Annotated in this window: 19 protein-coding genes; 11 read left to right on the top strand and 8 right to left on the bottom strand. The window is 65.6% G+C overall.

Going from position 1 to position 18,558, the window contains the following annotated elements; all coding sequences use genetic code 11:
• Nucleotides 1-17 precede the first annotated feature (17 nt).
• From thrC to QTI66_RS13415, 4 genes are read left to right on the top strand one after another with little or no spacing between them, the layout of a single operon-like run.
• Nucleotides 18-1,433, top strand: coding sequence for a threonine synthase (gene thrC / locus QTI66_RS13430; protein WP_286560182.1), 1,416 nt, complete (start codon nucleotides 18-20; stop codon nucleotides 1,431-1,433).
• A 51-nt stretch (nucleotides 1,434-1,484) separates the two neighbouring features.
• A complete protein-coding gene (gene mobB, locus QTI66_RS13425; RefSeq protein WP_286560180.1) occupies nucleotides 1,485-2,030 on the top strand; it encodes a molybdopterin-guanine dinucleotide biosynthesis protein B in 546 nt (181 codons plus the stop codon).
• Complete coding sequence (locus tag QTI66_RS13420) at nucleotides 2,023-3,285, top strand: molybdopterin molybdotransferase MoeA (protein WP_286560178.1); 1,263 nt, start codon at nucleotides 2,023-2,025, stop codon at nucleotides 3,283-3,285. The genes mobB and QTI66_RS13420 overlap by 8 nt, the downstream gene beginning before the upstream one ends.
• Before the next feature lie 2 nt (nucleotides 3,286-3,287).
• Nucleotides 3,288-3,542, top strand: coding sequence for a MoaD/ThiS family protein (locus QTI66_RS13415; protein ID WP_286560177.1), 255 nt, complete (start codon nucleotides 3,288-3,290; stop codon nucleotides 3,540-3,542).
• On the opposite strand, the gene dapA is transcribed toward QTI66_RS13415, so the two are convergent.
• Nucleotides 3,529-4,416, bottom strand: a complete 888-nt coding sequence (gene dapA, locus QTI66_RS13410; RefSeq protein WP_444814997.1) for a 4-hydroxy-tetrahydrodipicolinate synthase — start codon at nucleotides 4,414-4,416, stop codon at nucleotides 3,529-3,531. The genes QTI66_RS13415 and dapA overlap by 14 nt on opposite strands.
• A gap of 31 nt (nucleotides 4,417-4,447) precedes the next feature.
• Between dapA and QTI66_RS13405 the strand changes: the two genes are divergently transcribed.
• Complete coding sequence (locus tag QTI66_RS13405; RefSeq protein WP_286560175.1) at nucleotides 4,448-4,603, top strand: hypothetical protein; 156 nt, start codon at nucleotides 4,448-4,450, stop codon at nucleotides 4,601-4,603.
• Between the two features lie 119 nt (nucleotides 4,604-4,722).
• Nucleotides 4,723-5,202, top strand: coding sequence for a molybdenum cofactor biosynthesis protein MoaE (locus QTI66_RS13400; protein WP_286560174.1), 480 nt, complete (start codon nucleotides 4,723-4,725; stop codon nucleotides 5,200-5,202).
• Nucleotides 5,203-5,255: 53 nt separating this feature from the next.
• On the opposite strand, the gene QTI66_RS13395 is transcribed toward QTI66_RS13400, so the two are convergent.
• The 4 genes from QTI66_RS13395 to QTI66_RS13380 all read right to left on the bottom strand — a co-directional run bounded on the left by QTI66_RS13395 (nucleotide 5,256) and on the right by QTI66_RS13380 (nucleotide 9,452).
• On the bottom strand, nucleotides 5,256-6,110 hold the full coding sequence (locus QTI66_RS13395; RefSeq protein ID WP_286560172.1) for an acid phosphatase: 855 nt from the start codon (nucleotides 6,108-6,110) through the stop codon (nucleotides 5,256-5,258).
• Between the two features lie 83 nt (nucleotides 6,111-6,193).
• A complete protein-coding gene (gene eno / locus QTI66_RS13390) occupies nucleotides 6,194-7,477 on the bottom strand; it encodes a phosphopyruvate hydratase (RefSeq protein WP_286560170.1) in 1,284 nt (427 codons plus the stop codon).
• The gene (locus QTI66_RS13385; protein ID WP_286560169.1) at nucleotides 7,474-8,463 is read right to left on the bottom strand and encodes a phosphotransferase family protein; all 990 of its coding nucleotides are present in this window, start codon (nucleotides 8,461-8,463) and stop codon (nucleotides 7,474-7,476) included. Before QTI66_RS13385 ends, eno begins: the two co-directional genes overlap by 4 nt.
• The gene (locus tag QTI66_RS13380) at nucleotides 8,460-9,452 is read right to left on the bottom strand and encodes a Bug family tripartite tricarboxylate transporter substrate binding protein (protein ID WP_286560867.1); all 993 of its coding nucleotides are present in this window, start codon (nucleotides 9,450-9,452) and stop codon (nucleotides 8,460-8,462) included. Before QTI66_RS13380 ends, QTI66_RS13385 begins: the two co-directional genes overlap by 4 nt.
• 100 nt (nucleotides 9,453-9,552) lie before the next feature.
• On the opposite strand from QTI66_RS13380, the gene clpB reads away from it, so the two are divergent.
• Both clpB and QTI66_RS13370 read left to right on the top strand, forming a co-directional pair.
• Nucleotides 9,553-12,174, top strand: a complete 2,622-nt coding sequence (gene clpB, locus QTI66_RS13375) for an ATP-dependent chaperone ClpB (RefSeq protein WP_286560168.1) — start codon at nucleotides 9,553-9,555, stop codon at nucleotides 12,172-12,174.
• A complete protein-coding gene (locus QTI66_RS13370; protein ID WP_286560167.1) occupies nucleotides 12,175-12,513 on the top strand; it encodes a hypothetical protein in 339 nt (112 codons plus the stop codon).
• A gap of 4 nt (nucleotides 12,514-12,517) precedes the next feature.
• Here the strand turns inward: QTI66_RS13370 and QTI66_RS13365 are convergent, their stop codons facing one another.
• Both QTI66_RS13365 and QTI66_RS13360 read right to left on the bottom strand, forming a co-directional pair.
• Nucleotides 12,518-14,236, bottom strand: coding sequence for a hypothetical protein (locus QTI66_RS13365; protein ID WP_286560165.1), 1,719 nt, complete (start codon nucleotides 14,234-14,236; stop codon nucleotides 12,518-12,520).
• Nucleotides 14,233-14,961, bottom strand: coding sequence for a hypothetical protein (locus QTI66_RS13360; protein ID WP_286560164.1), 729 nt, complete (start codon nucleotides 14,959-14,961; stop codon nucleotides 14,233-14,235). Before QTI66_RS13360 ends, QTI66_RS13365 begins: the two co-directional genes overlap by 4 nt.
• A gap of 152 nt (nucleotides 14,962-15,113) precedes the next feature.
• On the opposite strand from QTI66_RS13360, the gene QTI66_RS13355 reads away from it, so the two are divergent.
• Nucleotides 15,114-16,298, top strand: a complete 1,185-nt coding sequence (locus QTI66_RS13355; RefSeq protein WP_286560162.1) for an acetyl-CoA C-acyltransferase family protein — start codon at nucleotides 15,114-15,116, stop codon at nucleotides 16,296-16,298.
• Nucleotides 16,298-16,711 carry an alternative ribosome rescue aminoacyl-tRNA hydrolase ArfB gene (gene arfB / locus QTI66_RS13350; RefSeq protein ID WP_286560161.1) on the top strand — a complete coding sequence of 138 codons (414 nt, stop codon included), beginning with the start codon at nucleotides 16,298-16,300 and terminating at the stop codon, nucleotides 16,709-16,711. The genes QTI66_RS13355 and arfB overlap by 1 nt, the downstream gene beginning before the upstream one ends.
• A gap of 15 nt (nucleotides 16,712-16,726) precedes the next feature.
• Here the strand turns inward: arfB and QTI66_RS13345 are convergent, their stop codons facing one another.
• On the bottom strand, nucleotides 16,727-17,611 hold the full coding sequence (locus QTI66_RS13345; RefSeq protein WP_286560159.1) for a LysR family transcriptional regulator: 885 nt from the start codon (nucleotides 17,609-17,611) through the stop codon (nucleotides 16,727-16,729).
• A gap of 75 nt (nucleotides 17,612-17,686) precedes the next feature.
• Between QTI66_RS13345 and dkgB the strand changes: the two genes are divergently transcribed.
• On the top strand, nucleotides 17,687-18,514 hold the full coding sequence (gene dkgB / locus QTI66_RS13340) for a 2,5-didehydrogluconate reductase DkgB (protein WP_286560157.1): 828 nt from the start codon (nucleotides 17,687-17,689) through the stop codon (nucleotides 18,512-18,514).
• Nucleotides 18,515-18,558 lie beyond the last annotated feature (44 nt).

Raw genomic sequence — 18,558 nt, 5'->3', positions numbered from 1 at the left:
TATTACAGGAACATTGAGTGAACTACATCAGCACCCGCGGCAATCCCGACCGCAAGCGCTTTTGCGAGATCCTGCTGGAAGGCCTTGCGCCCGATGGCGGCCTTTATCTGCCCGAACACTATCCGCAGGTTGACGCGGCCATGCTCGCCAAATGGCGCGGGCTGCCCTATGCACAACTCGCGTACGAGGTGCTGTCGCTTTACATCGACGACATTCCGCCGACCGATCTGCGCGACCTGTGCGCCAGGACGTACACCGCGGAAGTCTTCGGCACCGACGACATCGTGCCGCTGCGCGAACTGGAAGACGGCACCTACATCGAGGCCCTGTCCAACGGCCCGACGCTCGCCTTCAAGGACATGGCGATGCAGTTGCTGGGCAACCTGTTCGAATACGAACTGGCCCGCCGCGGCGAAGAACTCAACATTCTCGGCGCGACCAGCGGCGACACCGGCAGTGCAGCCGAATACGCGATGCGCGGCAAGAAGGGCGTGCGCGTCTTCATGACCTCGCCGGACGGGCGCATGAGCCCCTTCCAGCAGGCGCAGATGTTCAGCCTGCAGGACGCGAACATCCACAACCTCGCGGTCACCGGCGTGTTCGACGATTGCCAGGACATCGTGAAAGCGGTGTCCAACGACCTGGACTACAAGCGCAAGTACAAGATCGGCACGGTCAACTCGATCAACTGGGCGCGTCTCCTGGCGCAGGTCGTGTACTACTTCGCTGGCTACTTCCATGCGACGAGCAACAACGAGCAGAAGGTGAGCTTTGCCGTGCCCTCGGGCAATTTCGGCAATGTCTGCGCAGGCCACGTGGCGCGCATGATGGGTTTGCCGATTCACCAGCTCGTGGTGGCCACCAACGAGAACGACGTGCTCGACGAGTTCTTTCGCACGGGCGTCTACCGCGTTCGCTCCGCGGCGGACACGCACGAGACGTCGAGCCCGTCCATGGACATCAGCAAGGCCAGCAATTTCGAGCGCTTCGTGTTCGACCTGCTCGGCCGCGACGGCGCCAAGGGCCGCGCGCTTTTCGAAGGCGAACTTAGCCGCGTCGGCCAGTTCGACCTGAGCGCCGATCCGGCATTCGCGCAGGCCGCGACCCGCTTTGGATTCGTCAGCAGCCGCAGCACGCATGCCGACCGCCTGGCCACGATTCGCGACACCGACAAGCGCTTTGCAACCCTGATCGACACGCACACGGCCGACGGCCTGAAGGCGGCGCGCGAACACCTCACGCCTGGCGTGCCGATGATCGTGCTGGAAACCGCGCTTCCGATCAAGTTCGCATCCACCATCGTCGAGGCGCTGGGGCACGAGCCCGATCGGCCCAAGCGATTTGAAGGCATCGAAGACCTGCCCAAGCGCGTCACGCGCCTGCCTGCGGACGTGCAGGCGGTCAAGGACTACATCGCGCAGCACTGTGACTGAGTCGGGTTTGCGAGGAGCCGCGATGCTTCAGCGCGCCGTTAAGGTAAGCCGATGAAAGTGATTGGCTTCTCTGGTTATTCGGGCGCCGGCAAGACCACCCTGGTCGAGCGCCTCATCCCCGTGCTCAAGATGCACGGCCAGCGTGTTTCCGTCGTGAAGCATGCGCACCACAAGTTCGACATCGACCATCCCGGCAAGGACACTTATCGCCACCGCCAGGCGGGCGCCTTCGAAGTGGTGGTGGCATCGGACCGGCGCCTGGCCCTGATCCGCGAATTCGAGCGGCCCTCGCAACTGAGCGCACACCACCTCATTGCGGAACTGTACGAAGGCGTCGACTGGGTGCTGGTCGAAGGCTTCAAGCAAAGCGACCTGCTCAAGCTCGAAGTGTGGCGCCTGCCGGAGCCCGGCGAAAAACCACGTCCCGCGCGCTATCCGGAAGATGACTACATTGTCGGCATTGCCACCGATGCGGCCGACCATTTGCCGCAGCCCACCGGCTTGCCCATCTTCGACGTGAACGATGTGGAGGCCATCGGGCAATGGTTGCTCGAGAACGCCGACCGCTTCGAATACAACGCTGAACTCTATGCCTGACAAAGCACCCCCTGCGCGCCCGCCCTTGATGGCGCTCGACGAGGCCCTGTCGCGGTTGCTCGCCAACGCGCAGCCGGTGCTGGGGACCGAGAGCGTGTCCACCTTCGAGGCCGACGGCCGCGTGCTGGCGCAGGACGTCGTTTCGGCCCTGACCGTGCCGCCACGCGACAACAGTTCGATGGACGGCTACGCCGTGCGCACCAAAGATTGCGCCGCGGCGGGCGCGGTGCTGTCCGTGGCCCAGCGCATTCCCGCGGGCACCGTCGGCGGCCCGCTGGCATCCGGCACGGCGGCGCGCATTTTCACCGGCGCGCAGATCCCCGAGGGTGCCGACGCCGTCGTGATGCAGGAAGACACCGCCGCGCTGGAGGCACAGGATGCGCAGGACGCCTTCGGCCGCGTGCGCATCGAGACGCCGCCCGCTGCAGGCCAATGGATCCGGCGCGCCGGCGAGGATGTGTCGCGAGGCGATGTCGTCCTGCAAAAGGGCGAGCGCCTCTCGCCACAGGCGCTGGGCTTGGCGGCGAGCGTCGGCTTCGACAAGCTGACCGTCTCCCTGCGCCCGCGCGTGGCGTTGCTGTCGACCGGCGACGAATTGGTCATGCCGGGCGAAGTGGCGCCTGACGCCATGAAGCCTGGCGCCATCTACAACTCCAATCGCTTCTTCATGCGCGCGTTGCTCAAGCGATTGGGTTGCGACGTGAACGACCTGGGCATCGTCCCCGACCGGCGCGAGGCCACCATCGATGCGTTGCGCGAGGCCGCCGCCTGCAACGACCTGATCGTGACGACCGGCGGCGTCTCTGTCGGCGAGGAAGACCACATCAAGGCTGCCGTGCAGGCCCTTGGATCGCTTGAGTTGTGGTCGCTGTCGATGAAGCCCGGCAAGCCCTTCGCCTATGGCCGGATCGGCACGACGCACATCACCGGATTGCCCGGCAATCCGGTCTCCAGCTTCCTCACATTCCTGCTGCTCGTGCGGCCGTTCCTGCTGACTTTGCAGGGGGCTTCACGCGTCGCACCCCAGCCGGTCGCGATGCGCGCCGACTTCGACTGGCCGCGTGCCGATCGCCGACGCGAATTCCTGCGGGCGCGTCGCAACGCTTCCGGTGGGTTGGACCTGTTCTCCAACCAGAGCTCGGGCGTGCTCACCTCCACCGTGTGGGGCGATGGCGTCATCGACACGCCGGCAGGCCAGCCTTTCAAGGCGGGCGACATCGTCCAGTTCATTTCCTTCGCGTCGCTGCTCGCCTGAACATGAAAGTCCACGTCCGTTACTTTGCTTCGGTGCGCGAAGCCCTTGGCACGGGCAGCGAAGACTTCGAGACAAACGCCGCGACGCTGGCCGGCCTGCGTGACGAATTGATCGCGCGCGGCGGCCACCACGCGACCACGCTCGCCCGCGGCCGCGCGGTACGCATGGCGCTCGACCAGGTAATGATGAGCGACGAAGACGCCACGCTGCGCGAGGCCTGCGAAGTGGCCTTCTTCCCACCCGTCACGGGCGGCTGAGTTCGGCGTCGACCTGCGCCAGACGCTGGCGAAGGGCGTCGCTCGCCGGCGTCATGGGTGAACGCAATTCATCGCGCATTTCTCCGCGCATCGCAAACAACGCCTTGACCGGCGCAGGATTGGCTTCGGCAAACATCAGCTCGATCAAGGGCAGCAGGGGCTGCCACAGCGCCCGCGCTTGCAACAGTTGCCCGTCGCGCAAGAGTGCGATCACGCGTGAGAAGCGCCCGGTGTGCAGATGCGCGCTGGCTGCGATGGCGCCGGCTCCTCCGTGCGCGACGGTGTTGAACATCTCGGCGTCTTCCCCTGCGAGAACCTGCAGGCGCCCGTCCGCGATCAGTGCACGCGTCTTGCCGGCATCGCCGCCGCAATCCTTGATGGCGCGAACTCGAGGATTCGCGGCGAGCGCAAGAAGCGTGTCGCGTTCCAGCGTTGCACCGGTCCGGTAGGGGATGTCGTAGATCAGAAGGGGAGCGGCGCTCTCCTTCGCGATGGCGGCGAACCACTGCAGCAAGCCAGCCTGCGACGGCCGGATGTAGTTCGGCGCCGGCACCAGCAAGCCCGCCAGAGGCTCCTTGTTGAGCCGCCGCACCCACGCGAGCATCTTGCCCAAGTGGTAGCCGCTGACGCCCATGATGCGCGGCAATTGCGGCGCCGCCTGCGCGACCGTCGCGAGAACGGCCAGTTGCTCGCCCTCGTCGAGCGCCGCAGCCTCGCCGGTGGAGCCGCACACGACGTAGCCGGCGATGCCTGTCGATGCAAGCCGCTTCACCAGCGCGGCCAGCGCGGGGTGATCGACGGCGCCGCCGTTGAAAGGGGTGACCAGTGGAATCCACAGGCCGGAAAAATCGAAAGATGAAGTTGGATCTTGCACGCTGATTCCTTTGCAGGAGAACGACCGATGAATGAACCATCGTCGGGTGTGCGCGCAACACGAGCTTCTGAAATCGAGGCTTGGCAGTTCCGTCGCTCACCTGACGACGGAACCGCAGCTCCGGTCAGACGAGCTGTGGTTTTTTGGCTTTGCCGATCTGGCGCAGGCCGGCAGTTCCTTCGGCTGAAGGAGCAGGACGCTGCGCTTGGATGATCGACATGCTTGCAGTCTAGCGCATGGCGGAGCGGACCCTCATGCCGCCGCGCATCCGCGCATCCGCGCATCGGGCGGTGCCACAATCCCCGCATGAGCGAGCCACGCGTTTTCATCCAAGCCCACGATTTCGACCTGCAGGCGGAGATTGCCGCGTTGCGAGGCACCGACGCACGCGTGGGCGCCGTGTGCAGCTTCATCGGCACGGTGCGCGACCGCAACGACGGCGCTTCCGTCGCGTCGATGGAACTGGAGCACTACCCCGGCATGACCGAAAAGGCGATCGAGTCCATGATCGACGAGGCGCATCGGCGCTTCGACATCCTGGGCGCGCGCGTTCTCCACCGCGTCGGACTGCTTCAGCCGCTGGACCAGATCATGATGGTCGCGGTGATCTCCTCGCACCGCGGCGAGAGTTTCCACGCCTGCGAGTTCCTGATGGACTACCTCAAAACGCAGGCGCCGTTCTGGAAAAAAGAACAGACGCCCGAAGGCGCCCGTTGGGTCGATGCGCGCGTCGCCGACGACAAGGCCGCAGCGCGCTGGGGCATTGACGCGGCCAACGCAAGCTGAGGGAGACGCGGATCAGGGTGTTCTGAAAACCCCGCGTCGCGCAGCTTGCGCGATCAGGGCGCCAGCGAACTCGAGCCCGCGATGATCGCCGCCTCCGCAGTGCACGCAGCCGATGGCGACGCACCGGCGCCGGCGGCGCGGGCCTTCGCAATCTCCTCACGCGCTGCAGTCATCTGGGCGACGAACACCTCATTGGTTTGCAGGCGCGCCACGGCGGCGGCGCCAACCAGACGGCCGGCCTCGATGTCGCTTTGCCAATGGACGCCGCAGATGCCACGGCTTTGCGAGAACGCCCGGCCGCGCTGCAGGATTGCGTTGGCGCGGTCCGGTGCCACCTCGGTCAGCACCAGCGCCCAGCCCCACCCGACCGCCGAATGGCCTGACGGATAGGAGCCATCCTTGGCGAGGTAGGCTTCTTCCTTGGGCGTGCAACTGCCGGCTTTCAGCGCGACGAAGGGCCGTGTGCGGACGTACTTGTCCTTGGCCTTGTAGGTGGTCAGGCCGGCGTCGGTCAAGGTGCGGCGTAGCAGCATGTTCAGGTTGGGCGTAGCCTGCTCCGAGATCTGCACGCCCAGCGCGCAAGAGAACACCGAAGCGGCTTCGGGGAAGCGCAGGTTCGCGTCCGACACGGCCATCGCGCCGCGAGGCGTGCCCTGCAGCTTGGTGAGTTCGCGCCAGGCCGCGGTGTCTGCTGCCAATGCGGCCGAGCCCTCGGCCGGTGGCGGCGGCAGCAGGGCGAGGCTGTCAGGCAAGTCGGCCTGCGCGAGGTAGCCCTTGAGGTAGCCGGTGCCGGCACGCAGTTCGCCGACCTCGGCCGGTGAAGTGGGGGCCACGACGCGCGATGAAGTGCTGCAGCCAGCAGCGAGCAAGGCGGCGGTGAGCACTGCCGTCAGCGATTTGATTTCCATGGATGTCTCCTCCTGTTTTTGGGACCGCCATGGTAATCGGCTCGACGCACCCGTTCGCTCGCCAAGGCCCAGCGCGCGCAAGGCTATGGCGCCGCCAGCGGCAAGGCCGAACGCCCCGCAAAGACCGCGCTCGCGCCGATCTCGGCCTCGATGCGCAGCCCCTCGTTCCACTTGGCCATGCGTTCAGAGCGCGCAAAAGATCCCACCTTGAGCTGCCCCGTGTTCCACCCGGTCGCCAGATGCACGATGGCCACGTCTTCCGTTTCGCCGGAGCGCGCCGAAACCACCATGCCCCATCCCGCCGCCCGCGCGACTTCCATGGCCGCGCGCGTTTCGCTGACGGTGCCCGCCTGGTTGGGCTTGAGCAGCACCGCGTTGCACGATCGGGCCGCAATGGCGTCGCGCACCAGCGCCGCGTTGGTCACGAGAAAGTCGTCGCCGATGATCTGGATGCGCTGGCCGACCGCTTCCGTGAAGGCCTTCATGCCGGCGGCGTCGTCCTCGGCCACCGGGTCTTCGATGGAGAGGATCGGGTAGCGGTCGACCCAGCCTGTGAGCACGTCCAGCCATTCGCCGGTGTCGTAGGTTCGCTGTTCCAGCCCCAGCGTGTAGCGGCCCTCGCGGCCAAACTCCGAGGCCGCGATGTCGAGCGATATCGCCACCTGGTCGTAGCGGTAGCCGGCGGTGTCGATGGCGCGCACCAGCGTTTCCAGCGCCTCTTCGTTCGACTTGAAGTTGGGCCACCAGCCGCCTTCGTCCGCGACGCCGGCTCGCCGGCCCATGCTGTCCATGAGTTCGCCCGCGGCGCGGTACACCTCGGCGGTCATGACCATGGCTTCGTCAAAGGTCGCTGCACCGATGGGCATGATCAGGAAGTCCTGAACATCGACGCGCCGGCCCGCGTGGGCGCCGCCGCCGAAGATCTGGATTTCCGGCAGCGGCATGCGCACCGGCCCGTCTCCCGCCAGATAGCGCCACAGGGGTAACCCGGCACTCGCGGCTGCGGCATGCAACACGGCCAGCGAAACCGCGATGGTCGCGTTGCCGCCGAGTGCGGACTTGTTGGGCGTTGCGTCGAGCGCGACCAGCGTGTCGTCCACGAGTTGCTGGTTCATGGCGTCGAGGCCCACGACATGCTGTGCGATCGGGCCGTTGACGTTGGCCAGTGCGCGCGACACGTCGAAGCCGCCCAGCGCCACACCGCCGTCACGCAGGTCGACGGCTTCGCGGCTGCCGCGCGACGCACCGGCCGGTGCGACACCACGCCCGCGTGCGCCGTTGGCCAGCGTGACGTCGACTTCCACGGTCGGCCGGCCGCGGGAATCCCAGATGCGGCGGCCCAGGACGGAACGAATCAATGTGCTCATGAAAGTTGGCTCCAGCGTTGGCGGATGTCAGAAAGGCGCGACGGCGTTTGCAGCAACAGTGGAATGGCCACGCCCCGCACACGTTGCCGATCGGCTTCTTGAACGATGTATTCCACGGGCGACTTGCCGTCGATGCGCGCGAGCAAGAGCCCCGGCAGCAGGGCGGCTGCGCGTGCTTCGAGTACATCGCGCGCTTCCCAGTCCACGCCGCTCAGGTAGGCGCCCTGCAAGGCATCGAAGCAGCGCAGGAAGTCGTCGGCGCTTGACGGCCGCCAGACGCACTTCAGCAGCAGGTGATTGAGGCAGAAGGCCAGGTCGAATGCCGGATCGCCATACCAGGCGCATTCGGCGTCGAGCAGAACCGGCCCATTTGCGCCGACAAGGATGTTCTTGGGGCTGACGTCGCCATGCACCAGCGCGCGCCGCGTGCTTGCGGTGCGCTCTACCAGCGCCGTCAGTGCGTCGGCACATTCCGGGTGCATTTGAGCCGTCGCAAGTAGATAGGGTTCGAGCCGCAAGGCGTGGAAATTGACATCGTTGGCGAAGGCACGCGCCAGCGCCGCATCGTTCGCCGTTGCCGAATGAATGGCCGAGAGGCTCATGCCCACGCGCTGCGCGGTGGCGATGTCAGCAACGCCGTCACGCAGTTGGCTCTTCCAGACCGGGTACTCGGCCGGCTCCAGATAACGCATCGCGAACGCGTTGTCCAGTGCGTCTTCGCCAAGGATTTCAGGGACGGCAGCAGGCACGATGCGACGGGCAATTCGCATCCATGCCACTTCGGCGCGATTGCGTTCGACAGGCGCTTCCCACAGCGCTGCAACCTTCAGTTGCGGCAGGGCACGCTTGACGCACAGCGGGCCGCGCGCAGTGTCGACCCGCACGATGAGCGAGGAGACACCGCCCGTGAGCGGCGTGACCTGCGGCGCCTCGTCGGGGCCGATCAGCTTCATGCGGCGCAGCGCCGCTAGCACGTCGTCGGTCAAAGCGCCTTGAATCCGCTTTCGCGGATGATGCGTTGCCACGTCTGCGTGTAGGTGCGCACGCGTCCGGCGAACTGCCCCTGCGGCTCGTAGCCGACGGTCAGGCCCAGTCCAGTGAGCTTCTCGCGAACGTCGGGCATGGCCAGCACCTTGGCCAGCGCAACGCCGAAGCGGTCGATGACGGGCTGCGGCGTGCCCACGGGCGCAAAAATGCCGTAGTAGGGCAGGTCGTCGAGGTTCGCAAAACCCAGTTCGGCAAAGGTCGGCACCTGCGGCAGCAGCGCCTGCCGCTTGGCGCCGATGGTGGCGACGATGCGCAGCTTGCCGGCCTTGTGGTTCTCGATGAAGTCCGGCACCGAGGCGATGCCCGCATTGATCTGGTTGCCCAGCATGTCGGCCATCATCGGCGCGCTGCCGCGGTAGGGCGCGGCCTGCAGGTCGAGCTTGTACTTGTCGCCGATCATCTTGACCAGGAATTCCGGAATCGATGCAGGCGCGGGAACGCCGATGGTGCCTTTGCCGCCGCCTTGCGCGCGAATCCAGTTCACGTACTCGTTGACCGATTTGGCAGGCGTGCCGCCGGACACCGCGAGCGCGTTGGCAAACGTGGCAAAGCCGGCGACGGGCACGAAGTCGACCTGCGGATCGAAGCCCGGGCTCTTGACGACCTGCGGCAGGATGGAAATGCTGTGGTCGTGCGACAGGAACAGGGTATGACCGTCCGCCGCTGCCGCCTTGAGCGCCTGCGCCGCAATCTGCCCGCCGGCGCCGCCGCGGTTTTCGACCACCACGGGCGTTCCGAGTTCGTCCTTGAGTTTTTCCGCCAGCGTGCGGGCGATGGCATCCGTGCCGCCGCCTGCGGGAAAGCCCACTAGCAGGCGAATGGGCGTTCCGCCTTGCGCCTGCGCAAGCCCGGCGAGTGCCGTCAGCGCGCCAATGGCCACAGCGCTGCGCAGCCCGCGCGACAGGACACCACGTCTTGAAAAAACCATCATCGACTCCAAAGCATTGAGAGGTTAATTGGCGGGCCGGGGCATCATGCCCCTTGAATCGCCGCGCCACGGTCCTATTTTGAATGCAGGAAACAAGCCAATGCGCCAAGACAAACTCACCACCAAATTCCAGGAAGCCCTCGGCGACGCCCAGTCGCTTGCCCTGGGCAACGACAACGCCTACATCGACCCTGTACACCTGCTGCTCGCCATGCTGCGTCAGGACGACGGTCCGCGTGCGCTGCTCGAGCGAGCCGGCGCCAATGTGCCGGGGCTCATCAAGGCCAGCGAGGCGGCGATCAAGAAGTTGCCGCAGGTGCAGGGCCACGACGTCGTGCAGGTGGGTCCCGATCTGGCCAAGCTCCTGCAAGCCACGGAGAAGGAAGCCATCAAGCGCGATGACCAGTTCATCGCCGGCGAGTTGTACCTGCTCGCCGTGGCGGACAGCAAGGCCGACATCGGCAAGCTGGCGAAGGAAAACGGCCTCACGCGCAAGTCGCTCGAAGCGGCCATCGATGCCGTGCGCGGCGGCCAAGGCGTGAACAGCGCCGACGCCGAAGGCCAGCGCGAAGCCCTCAAGAAATACTGCCTCGACCTGACGGAGCGTGCCCGCCTGGGCAAGCTCGACCCCGTCATTGGCCGCGACGAGGAAATCCGCCGCGCCATCCAGGTGCTGCAACGCCGCACCAAGAACAACCCCGTGCTCATCGGTGAACCCGGCGTGGGCAAGACCGCCATCGTTGAAGGGCTGGCGCAACGCATCGTTGCGGGCGAAGTACCGGAATCGCTGAAGGGCAAGCGCGTTCTGTCGCTCGACATGGCGGCATTGCTCGCAGGCGCCAAATACCGCGGCGAATTCGAAGAGCGCCTGAAGACGGTGCTCAATGAACTGGCGAAGGACGAAGGCCAGACCATCGTCTTCATCGACGAACTACACACGATGGTTGGCGCCGGCAAGGCCGAAGGCGCGATGGACGCGGGCAACATGCTGAAGCCTGCGCTCGCACGCGGCGAACTCCATTGCGTCGGCGCGACCACGCTCGACGAATACCGCAAGTACATCGAGAAGGATGCCGCGCTGGAGCGCCGCTTCCAGAAGATCATCGTCGGCGAGCCGAGCGTGGAGGCGACCATCGCCATCCTTCGCGGCTTGCAGGAAAAGTACGAACTGCATCACGGCGTCGAGATCACCGACCCGGCCATCGTGGCGGCGGCGGAGTTGTCAGACCGCTATGTGACGGACCGCTTCCTGCCCGACAAGGCCATCGACCTCATCGACGAGGCCGCGGCCAAGATCAAGATCGAAATGGACTCCAAGCCCGAGGTGATGGACCGCCTCGACCGCCGTTTGATCCAGTTGCAGATCGAACGCGAAGCCGTGCGCCGGGAGAAGGACGAAGCTTCGCAAAAGCGCCTCGGCCTGATCGAAGAAGAGATCAAACGCCTGCAAAAGGAAATCGCGGACTACGACGAGATCTGGCAAGCCGAAAAGGCGCAGGCCCAAGGCAGCGCGCACATTCGCGAAGACATCGACAAGATCAAGTTCCAGATCGCCGAGTTCACGAACAAGGGTGACTTCAACAAGGTCGCGGAGCTTCAGTACGGCCAACTGCCAAGCCTGGAAAAGCGCCTGAAGGAAGCCATCGATACCGAGTCGAAGAAGGGCACCTCCGCGGGGCCCAAGTTGCTGCGCACGCAAGTCGGCGCCGAGGAAATCGCCGAAGTCGTCGCACGCGCCACCGGCATCCCGGTCGCCAAGCTGATGCAAGGCGAGCGCGACAAGCTGCTCATCATGGAAGACAAGCTGCACGAGCGCGTCGTGGGGCAGGACGAGGCGATTGCCGCCGTGTCCAACGCCATCCGCCGTTCGCGCTCGGGCCTGTCCGATCCGAACCGGCCGACCGGCTCCTTCCTGTTCCTCGGTCCGACGGGCGTGGGCAAGACCGAGTTGTGCAAGGCGCTGGCAGGCTTCCTGTTCGACGCTGAAGACCACCTCATCCGCATCGACATGAGCGAGTTCATGGAGAAGCATTCGGTCGCGCGTTTGATCGGCGCGCCGCCCGGCTACGTGGGCTACGAGGAGGGCGGCTACCTGACCGAAGCCGTGCGCCGCAAGCCCTACAGCGTGGTGCTGCTCGACGAAGTCGAGAAGGCGCATCCGGACGTGTTCAACGTGCTGCTGCAAGTGCTCGATGATGGCCGCCTCACGGACGGCCAGGGTCGCACCGTCGACTTCAAGAACACCGTCATCGTGATGACCAGCAACATCGGCTCGCCCATCATCCAGGCGATGGTCGGCCAGCCGTCGGAAGACATCAAGGACGCGGTGTGGGACGAGTTGAAGAACTACTTCCGCCCCGAATTCCTGAACCGCATCGACGAGACGGTCGTGTTCCATGCACTCGACGCAAAGAACATCGAAGCCATTGCGGCCATCCAGCTCAAGGTGTTGCAAGCCCGCCTGGTGAAGATGGATTTGTCGCTGGACGTATCGCCAGCGGCGCTGGCGGAGATTGCCAAGGTCGGCTTCGATCCGGTGTTCGGTGCGCGGCCGCTCAAGCGGGCGATCCAGCAGCGCATCGAGAATCCGCTGTCGAAGTTGCTGCTCGATGGCACCTTCGGCCCCAAGGACACGATTCACGTGGCGACCGACACGATCCACTCGCCGGGTCAGTTCACTTTCACCAAGGCTGGGGAACAAAGCGCCGAGGTGATAGCCTAAATGCCTATGCTCAATTTCGTCCTGCGCGTCATCCTGTTCGTCATGGGGCTGGTGTTCGCCGCCAGCCTGGCTTTTGCCGTGCTCGTGCTGGCAGCGTTGTGGATGATGGGCGCGGCATGGGCGCGCCTCACGGGACGACCGGTGCGGCCCTGGGCGGCGCGCTTCAATCCGGCCAGCGGATTCGACCGCTTCCGGGCGGCTGCCCGGCCGGCGGCGCCCAGCGCAGCGGACGTCGCCAATGCGCGGGCGCGCGGCCAATCCGTCAGCAGCCCCGTGGCCGCTGAGGTCGTCGATGACGTGACGGACGTTCGCGCCAAGCCGGTGTCCGGCTCGAAGTAGCCCCTCAGTTGATCGTCAGCTGGTAGCTGCCCAGCGGCCCGCTGTAGTAACTCACGTCGGCGTACATCACCATCGGCGCGCCCGACGTGTTGGTCACCTGCACGGTGTCGGTTGCAGATGCTCCCGCTGAACTGGAGCCGATCAAGCCGCCGTTGGCGTTGTAGACGTACAAGTCGTAGTCGCTGCCCGAGGGCGGCGTCATCGCGAAACGCGCTGTGGTGCCTGCGGGAATCGTCACCTTGTAGCGGTCATGGTCGCTGGTCCGCGCCATCGAGCCGGTGACCGTTGAATTGACCGCGACGGCCTGGGCCGTGGCCATCGAATCATTCGGTTCGATTTCCGTCACGCGCTGGATGCCGGGCGAGACGTTCGCCGCCAGGCGATAGCCGCCGAGCGTTCCCCCGAAGTAGTACACATTGGCATGGAGGACGACGGTCGCGGCCGATGTGTTGGTCCAGCTCAGGGTCTCGACGCGTCCCGCGCCGAGCGTGCTGCTGCCCAGCATCTGCCCCGTGCTGTTGAAAAACTGCAAGTCGTAGTCCGCGGTGGCCGCGGGCGTGAGCGTGACCGTGGCGGTTGCCCCAGGAGGCACGTTCAGCTTGTAGTAGTCGTTGTCGGACACTGCAAAGATGTTGGCACCGAGCGATCCGCCAACGGGCAAGGACTGCGCCGTGGCCCGCGTGTTGTTCGGCTCCACTTCTGTCGTCGTTGGCGCCGGGGGTGGTGGTGGTGGTGGGGGAGGAGGTGGCGGAGGTGGAGGCGGAGGTGGAGGCGGAGGCGGCGGTGGCGTCACCGTCCCCGCCAGATCCGCCACCATCTTCAACCCCGTCGAATGCCACAGCAACGACCCTTCGGCAGCCGTGTGCGGCATGTACGCCTCATACCAGAAGACCACATCGTTCCCCACCAGCGATTCGCCGTTGCCGTAGGGCACCTGCACGTTCGGCCCCTGGGTCCAGCCGGCATCCTCCACACTGTTGTAGCGACGGCCAAAGACCGTGTTCTGGTTGTAGGCGCTGACGGGAAAGGTGCTGACACCATCCGTGATCGCGAAATCGACAAAGCCCGGCAGCAGGGCCATCGTCAACCCGGTCGTGGCGTTGCGCACCCGCCATTCGTGGTTGGTCGCTGAATCCGCGGGCGCATTGAACTCGCTGTCGAGCCGCTGGTAGCTGCCAGCGACCTTGCGTTCGATCACGTTGTTGGCGTCACCGTCCAGGCTGAAGTCGATGCGCCAGTTCGGGTAGTGCGCATGGTTGACCCCGCACTGCAGGCCCTTGCTGTACATGTGCGCGTCGATGGTGCCGTCGCTGCTGATGTAGTAGGCCTGGTAGATGTCGTAGCTGCCGATCTGGTCGCGGATGCCGATCTCGTACCACTGGCGGCCGTTGAGCGTGAACTCGCGTTGCACCACCGTGGCGTTGTTGGCCCAGGGAACGGGCGCCAGCGTTCCGCCCAGTCGATCGGCGTAAGGCCCACACACGTCGCCGGTGTAGAACACGCGCATCACGGGCAGGCTGATCTTCTTGATCAGTTGCCGATTGCTGAAGCGCACGTTGCTCAATGACAGGCCGTCATACAGGCCGCTGACGTTGTAGCTGAAGCTCCAGGAACCCCAGTTGACGCTGCCTTGCTGCGCATTGGCGCTGCCAACGCCCATGGTGACCAGCACGCCGAGCATCACGGCGCGAAGCCGGAGGCGGGTGAATTTCGCGGCCTTCATTGCCGGGTCTCCTGACGCGCCTTGAGAATCCGTTGTGCGCTCAGGTCGACCCAGGCCATGAATTCGGGATTCGAATCGTTGTTGACGTGCAGCGTGACGTACACCACGCGGCCGTTGTAGAAGCCGCTCCCGGTGGGTTGGTAGGCCTGGATGCCGAAGCCCGCGAGTTGCTGTGCCCGTCCGTTGCCCTGGCGCACGAAATAGGCTTTCGCCAGGTCGATCGCTTCCTGGGCTTCCTCTTGCGTGATTTCCGGCTGGTAGACCGTGGCCGGCGTGGTGCTCACCACCGGCGCCCCCGAGGTGGGCGCGGCGACGGTCACCGTTTCATTGGTGCGCCTGTCGAAGTACTGGAAACGCCGTTCGACCACGAGGCCGCGCGCGCGGTCGTCGACGTCGATCACGGCCAGTGGCGTGAGCGTGCGCCCGCGCAGGCGGCTCAGCGCGGGCTCCCTGTCGATGCGCTGCTGCATCGCGCGGAAGACGAGATCGCGCGCCATGGAGCGGCGGGACGTGCCGCTGTAGTCCGACCGGTCGATGATGTTTTGCGCGCCGGTGGGCTGCGGGGGCCAGGTCATTCCGGGCGCGCGCTGAAGGTGTCCGGTGGGGTGTCCTGGCTGGAGATTGGCAAGGGCTTCGTGGGCTTGCGCCGCCCCGATTCCGGCGCCCAGCAGCAGCCCGACAAGGGTGCACGCCAAGGCGCGCCCTCGAACTTGGGGTTCGCTCATTCTTCTGACTCCCTGAATGTGGAAAAATCTATGCCGACCGGGTGACAGCCACGGCCCGTTGCCTCTTGCGCAACATTAAAACTTTAGTTCATTCGGCCGCGGCACTTTGCGCGGCTGCCTTGATTCCCTGCATTCAACACGTGGAGAAAACCATGACCCAACGCGAAATCTTCGTGGTCGGCACCGCCCGCACCGCCATCGGCACCTTTGGCGGATCGCTGAAGGACGTCCCCAACACCCAACTGGCGACCACGGCTGTCAAGGCCGCCATCCAGCGCAGTGGCGTGGCGCCGGAAGCGGTCGGCCACCTCGTGATGGGCAACGTCATTCCCACCGACGTGAAGGACGCATACCTGAGCCGCGTCGCCGCCGTCGACGCCGGCTGCCCGATCGAGACGCCCGCTTTCAACGTCAACCGCCTGTGCGGCTCGGGCCTGCAGGCCATCGTGTCGGCGGCGCAGGCCATTGCGCTGGGCGATTGCGACGTGGCGATTGGCGCCGGCTCGGAATCGATGAGCCGCGGCCCGTACTTCGACACTTCGGCCCGCTACGGCGCGCGCATGGGCGACACCGTGCTGGTCGATTACATGCTCGGCATCCTGCACGACCCGTGGGAAAAGATGCACATGGGCATCACGGCCGAGAACGTGGCCGCGCGCTATGGCATCACGCGCGAGCAGCAGGACGAACTGGCGGTCCTGAGCCAGCAGCGCGCCGCGGCGGCCATTGCGGCGGGCCGCTTCAAGGAGCAGATCGTTCCGGTCGAGGTCAAGACGCGCAAGGGCATCGTGCTGTTCGACACTGACGAGCACGTGCGCGCCGATACCACGGTCGAGACGCTGGCCAAGATGAAGCCGGCCTTCAAGAAGGACGGCCTCGTCACGGCCGGCAATGCATCGGGCATCAACGACGGCGCCGCCGCGGTCGTGCTGGCCGAAGGCGAGCGCGCCAAGGCGCTCGGCCTCAAGCCGCTGGCGCGCCTGGTCGGCTACGCGCACGCCGGCGTCGAACCGGCGTACATGGGCATCGGCCCGGTGCCGGCCACGCGCAAGGTGCTGGAGCGCACGGGCCTGAAGGTGAGCGACCTCGACGTGATCGAATCCAACGAAGCCTTCGCGGCGCAAGCCTGCGCGGTCATCAAGGAACTGGGCTTCGACCCGGCCAAGGTCAACCCGAACGGTTCGGGCATCTCGCTGGGCCACCCGGTGGGCGCAACCGGCGCGATCATCACCGTGAAGGCGATTGCGGAACTGCATCGCGTGCAGGGCCGCTATGCGCTGGTCACGATGTGCATTGGCGGTGGCCAGGGCATCGCGGCCATCTTCGAACGCGTTTGATGGAAGGCCACGCGCCGCGGATCGAGGTCGACCCCGACGAGGTCGAGATCAGCGCGATCCGGGCGCAGGGCGCGGGTGGGCAGAACGTCAACAAGGTGTCGAGCGCGGTGCATCTGCGCTACGACATCCGCGCTTCATCGCTGCCCGAACCCGTGAAGGAACGCCTTCTTGCGCTGCGCGACAGCCGCATCACGCAGGAAGGCGTGCTGGTGCTCAAGGCGCAGCAATTTCGCACCCAAGAGATGAACCGCGCCGATGCGCTGGCACGGCTTCAGGCCGTTGTCGACAGCGTGGCCGTGGCGCCGCGTGTGCGACGCGCCACCAAGCCGACGAAAGCCTCCAGGCGTCGTCGCCTTGAAGGCAAGAGCCAGCGTTCCGAAATCAAGAGCCAGCGCGCCCGCGTGCAGGAGTGATCCAGTGCACGCCGCTCAGCGCAGGCGCTCGGACACGAAGTCCAGGAACGACGTAATGCGCGCCGACAACTGCGTGTTGCGGTAATACACGGCGTTGACCGGTTGCCGCACGTCCACCGTGTCGCGCGCCAGCAGTTGCACCAGCTCGCCATTCGCGCGATCGGCGGTCGTCATGAAATCCGACAGGCAGGCAATGCCGGCGCCTTGCAGCGCCAGCTGGCGCAGCGTTTCACCGCTCGACGCGGTGAGCGCCGGCTCGATGGGCCACTCCTCGCCATGCGTGCCGCGCAAGGGCCATCGGTTGAGCGACTCCGGCTGGTTGAAGCCCAGCAGGGCGTGCTGCGCGAGATCGGCCACGCGGCGCGGCCGGCCATGGGCGGCGAGGTATGCCGGGCTCGCCAGTACCCGCAGCCGATGGCTTCCCAGCGGACGCGCATGCAACGTCGAATCGCGCAAGGTACCGATGCGGATGGCGATGTCGGTGCGCCGTTCCAGCAGGTCGATGTTCATTTCGTCGGTGTCCAGTTCGAGCCTGATCTGCGGATAGCGCTGCTGGAACTGCGGCACCAGCGGCACGATGACGTGCAGCATGAAGGGCGATGCAGCGTTCACGCGCAGCCGGCCGGCAGGCTGGTGGCGGCGCACTGCCATGCTCTCTTCCGCGTCTTCCACCGCATCGAGAATGGCGCGGGTGCGTGCGAGAAAGGCTTCGCCCTCTTCGGTGAGTTCCAGGCGCCGCGTCGTGCGGCGAAGCAGCGTCGTGTCCAGCTTGCGCTCCAGCCGGCTCAGTGCGCGGCTGATGCCCGAGACGGTCTGCTCGAGCTGCTCGGCCGCGCGCGAGATTGAGCCCGTTTCCACGACGGTGCGAAACGCGGAGAGTTCTTCAAGAGTGGTTTTCATTGTTGACTGTCGGGCAAATGAATTCTGAGGTGAACCGTCTTTTTCTGCAAAGGTAAACACCGCAAACTTCGCCCCATGCACAACACATCCATCACCCAGAACACCATCCCCGCGCTCGGTCTCGGCACCTTTCGCCTGACCGGTCAAGTCGTGACCGATTCGGTGACGAACGCCCTCGAACTCGGCTATCGACTGATCGACACCGCGCAGATCTACGGCAACGAAGCCGAGATCGGCCAGGCGATTGCGCAAAGCGGCGTGTCGCGTGAGGACCTCTTCCTCACCACCAAGGTCTGGATTGAAAACCTCGCCGGCGACAAACTCGCGGCCAGCCTGAAGGACAGCCTGCTCAAGCTGCGCACCGACCATGTCGACCTTGCCCTCATCCACTGGCCTTCGCCCGGTGGTGCGGTGCCCGTGGCCGAGTTCATGGGCGCTTTGGCGGAGGCGAAGTCGCAGGGCCTTGCCAGGCAGATCGGCGTGTCGAACTTCAACATCGAACTGATGAAGCAGGCCATCGCGGCCGTGGGCGCTGGCGAGATCGCAACGAACCAGATTGAACTGCACCCGTATCTGCAAAACGGCAAGGTCGTTGAATTCGCACAAACGCAGGGGATCCGCATTTCCTCCTACATGACGCTGGGCTACGGCAAGGTGCTGAATGATCCGGTCGTCCAGGCGATTGCCGCCGCGCACGACGCCACGCCTGCGCAAGTCGTGCTTGCGTGGGCGATGCAACGCGGCTTCGCGGTGATTCCGTCGTCCACGAAGCGCGAGAACCTGCAGTCCAACCTCAAGGCGCGGCAGTTGTGCTTGAGCGAAGGCGACATGGCCCGGATGGCGGCGCTGGACCGCAACGAGCGCCTTGTCAGCTCCGACGGCCTTGCGCCGGCTTGGGACTGATTTAGCAGCTTATTGACATGACGGCGCGGCGACCCTGAAGCGTG

Origin of the sequence: Variovorax brevis, assembly GCF_030317105.1 — a bacterium.
GTDB classification, from domain to species: domain Bacteria; phylum Pseudomonadota; class Gammaproteobacteria; order Burkholderiales; family Burkholderiaceae_C; genus Variovorax; species Variovorax brevis.
The sequence above is the reverse complement of the archived record's forward strand: the minus strand, read 5'-3'. Positions and strand labels throughout refer to the sequence as shown.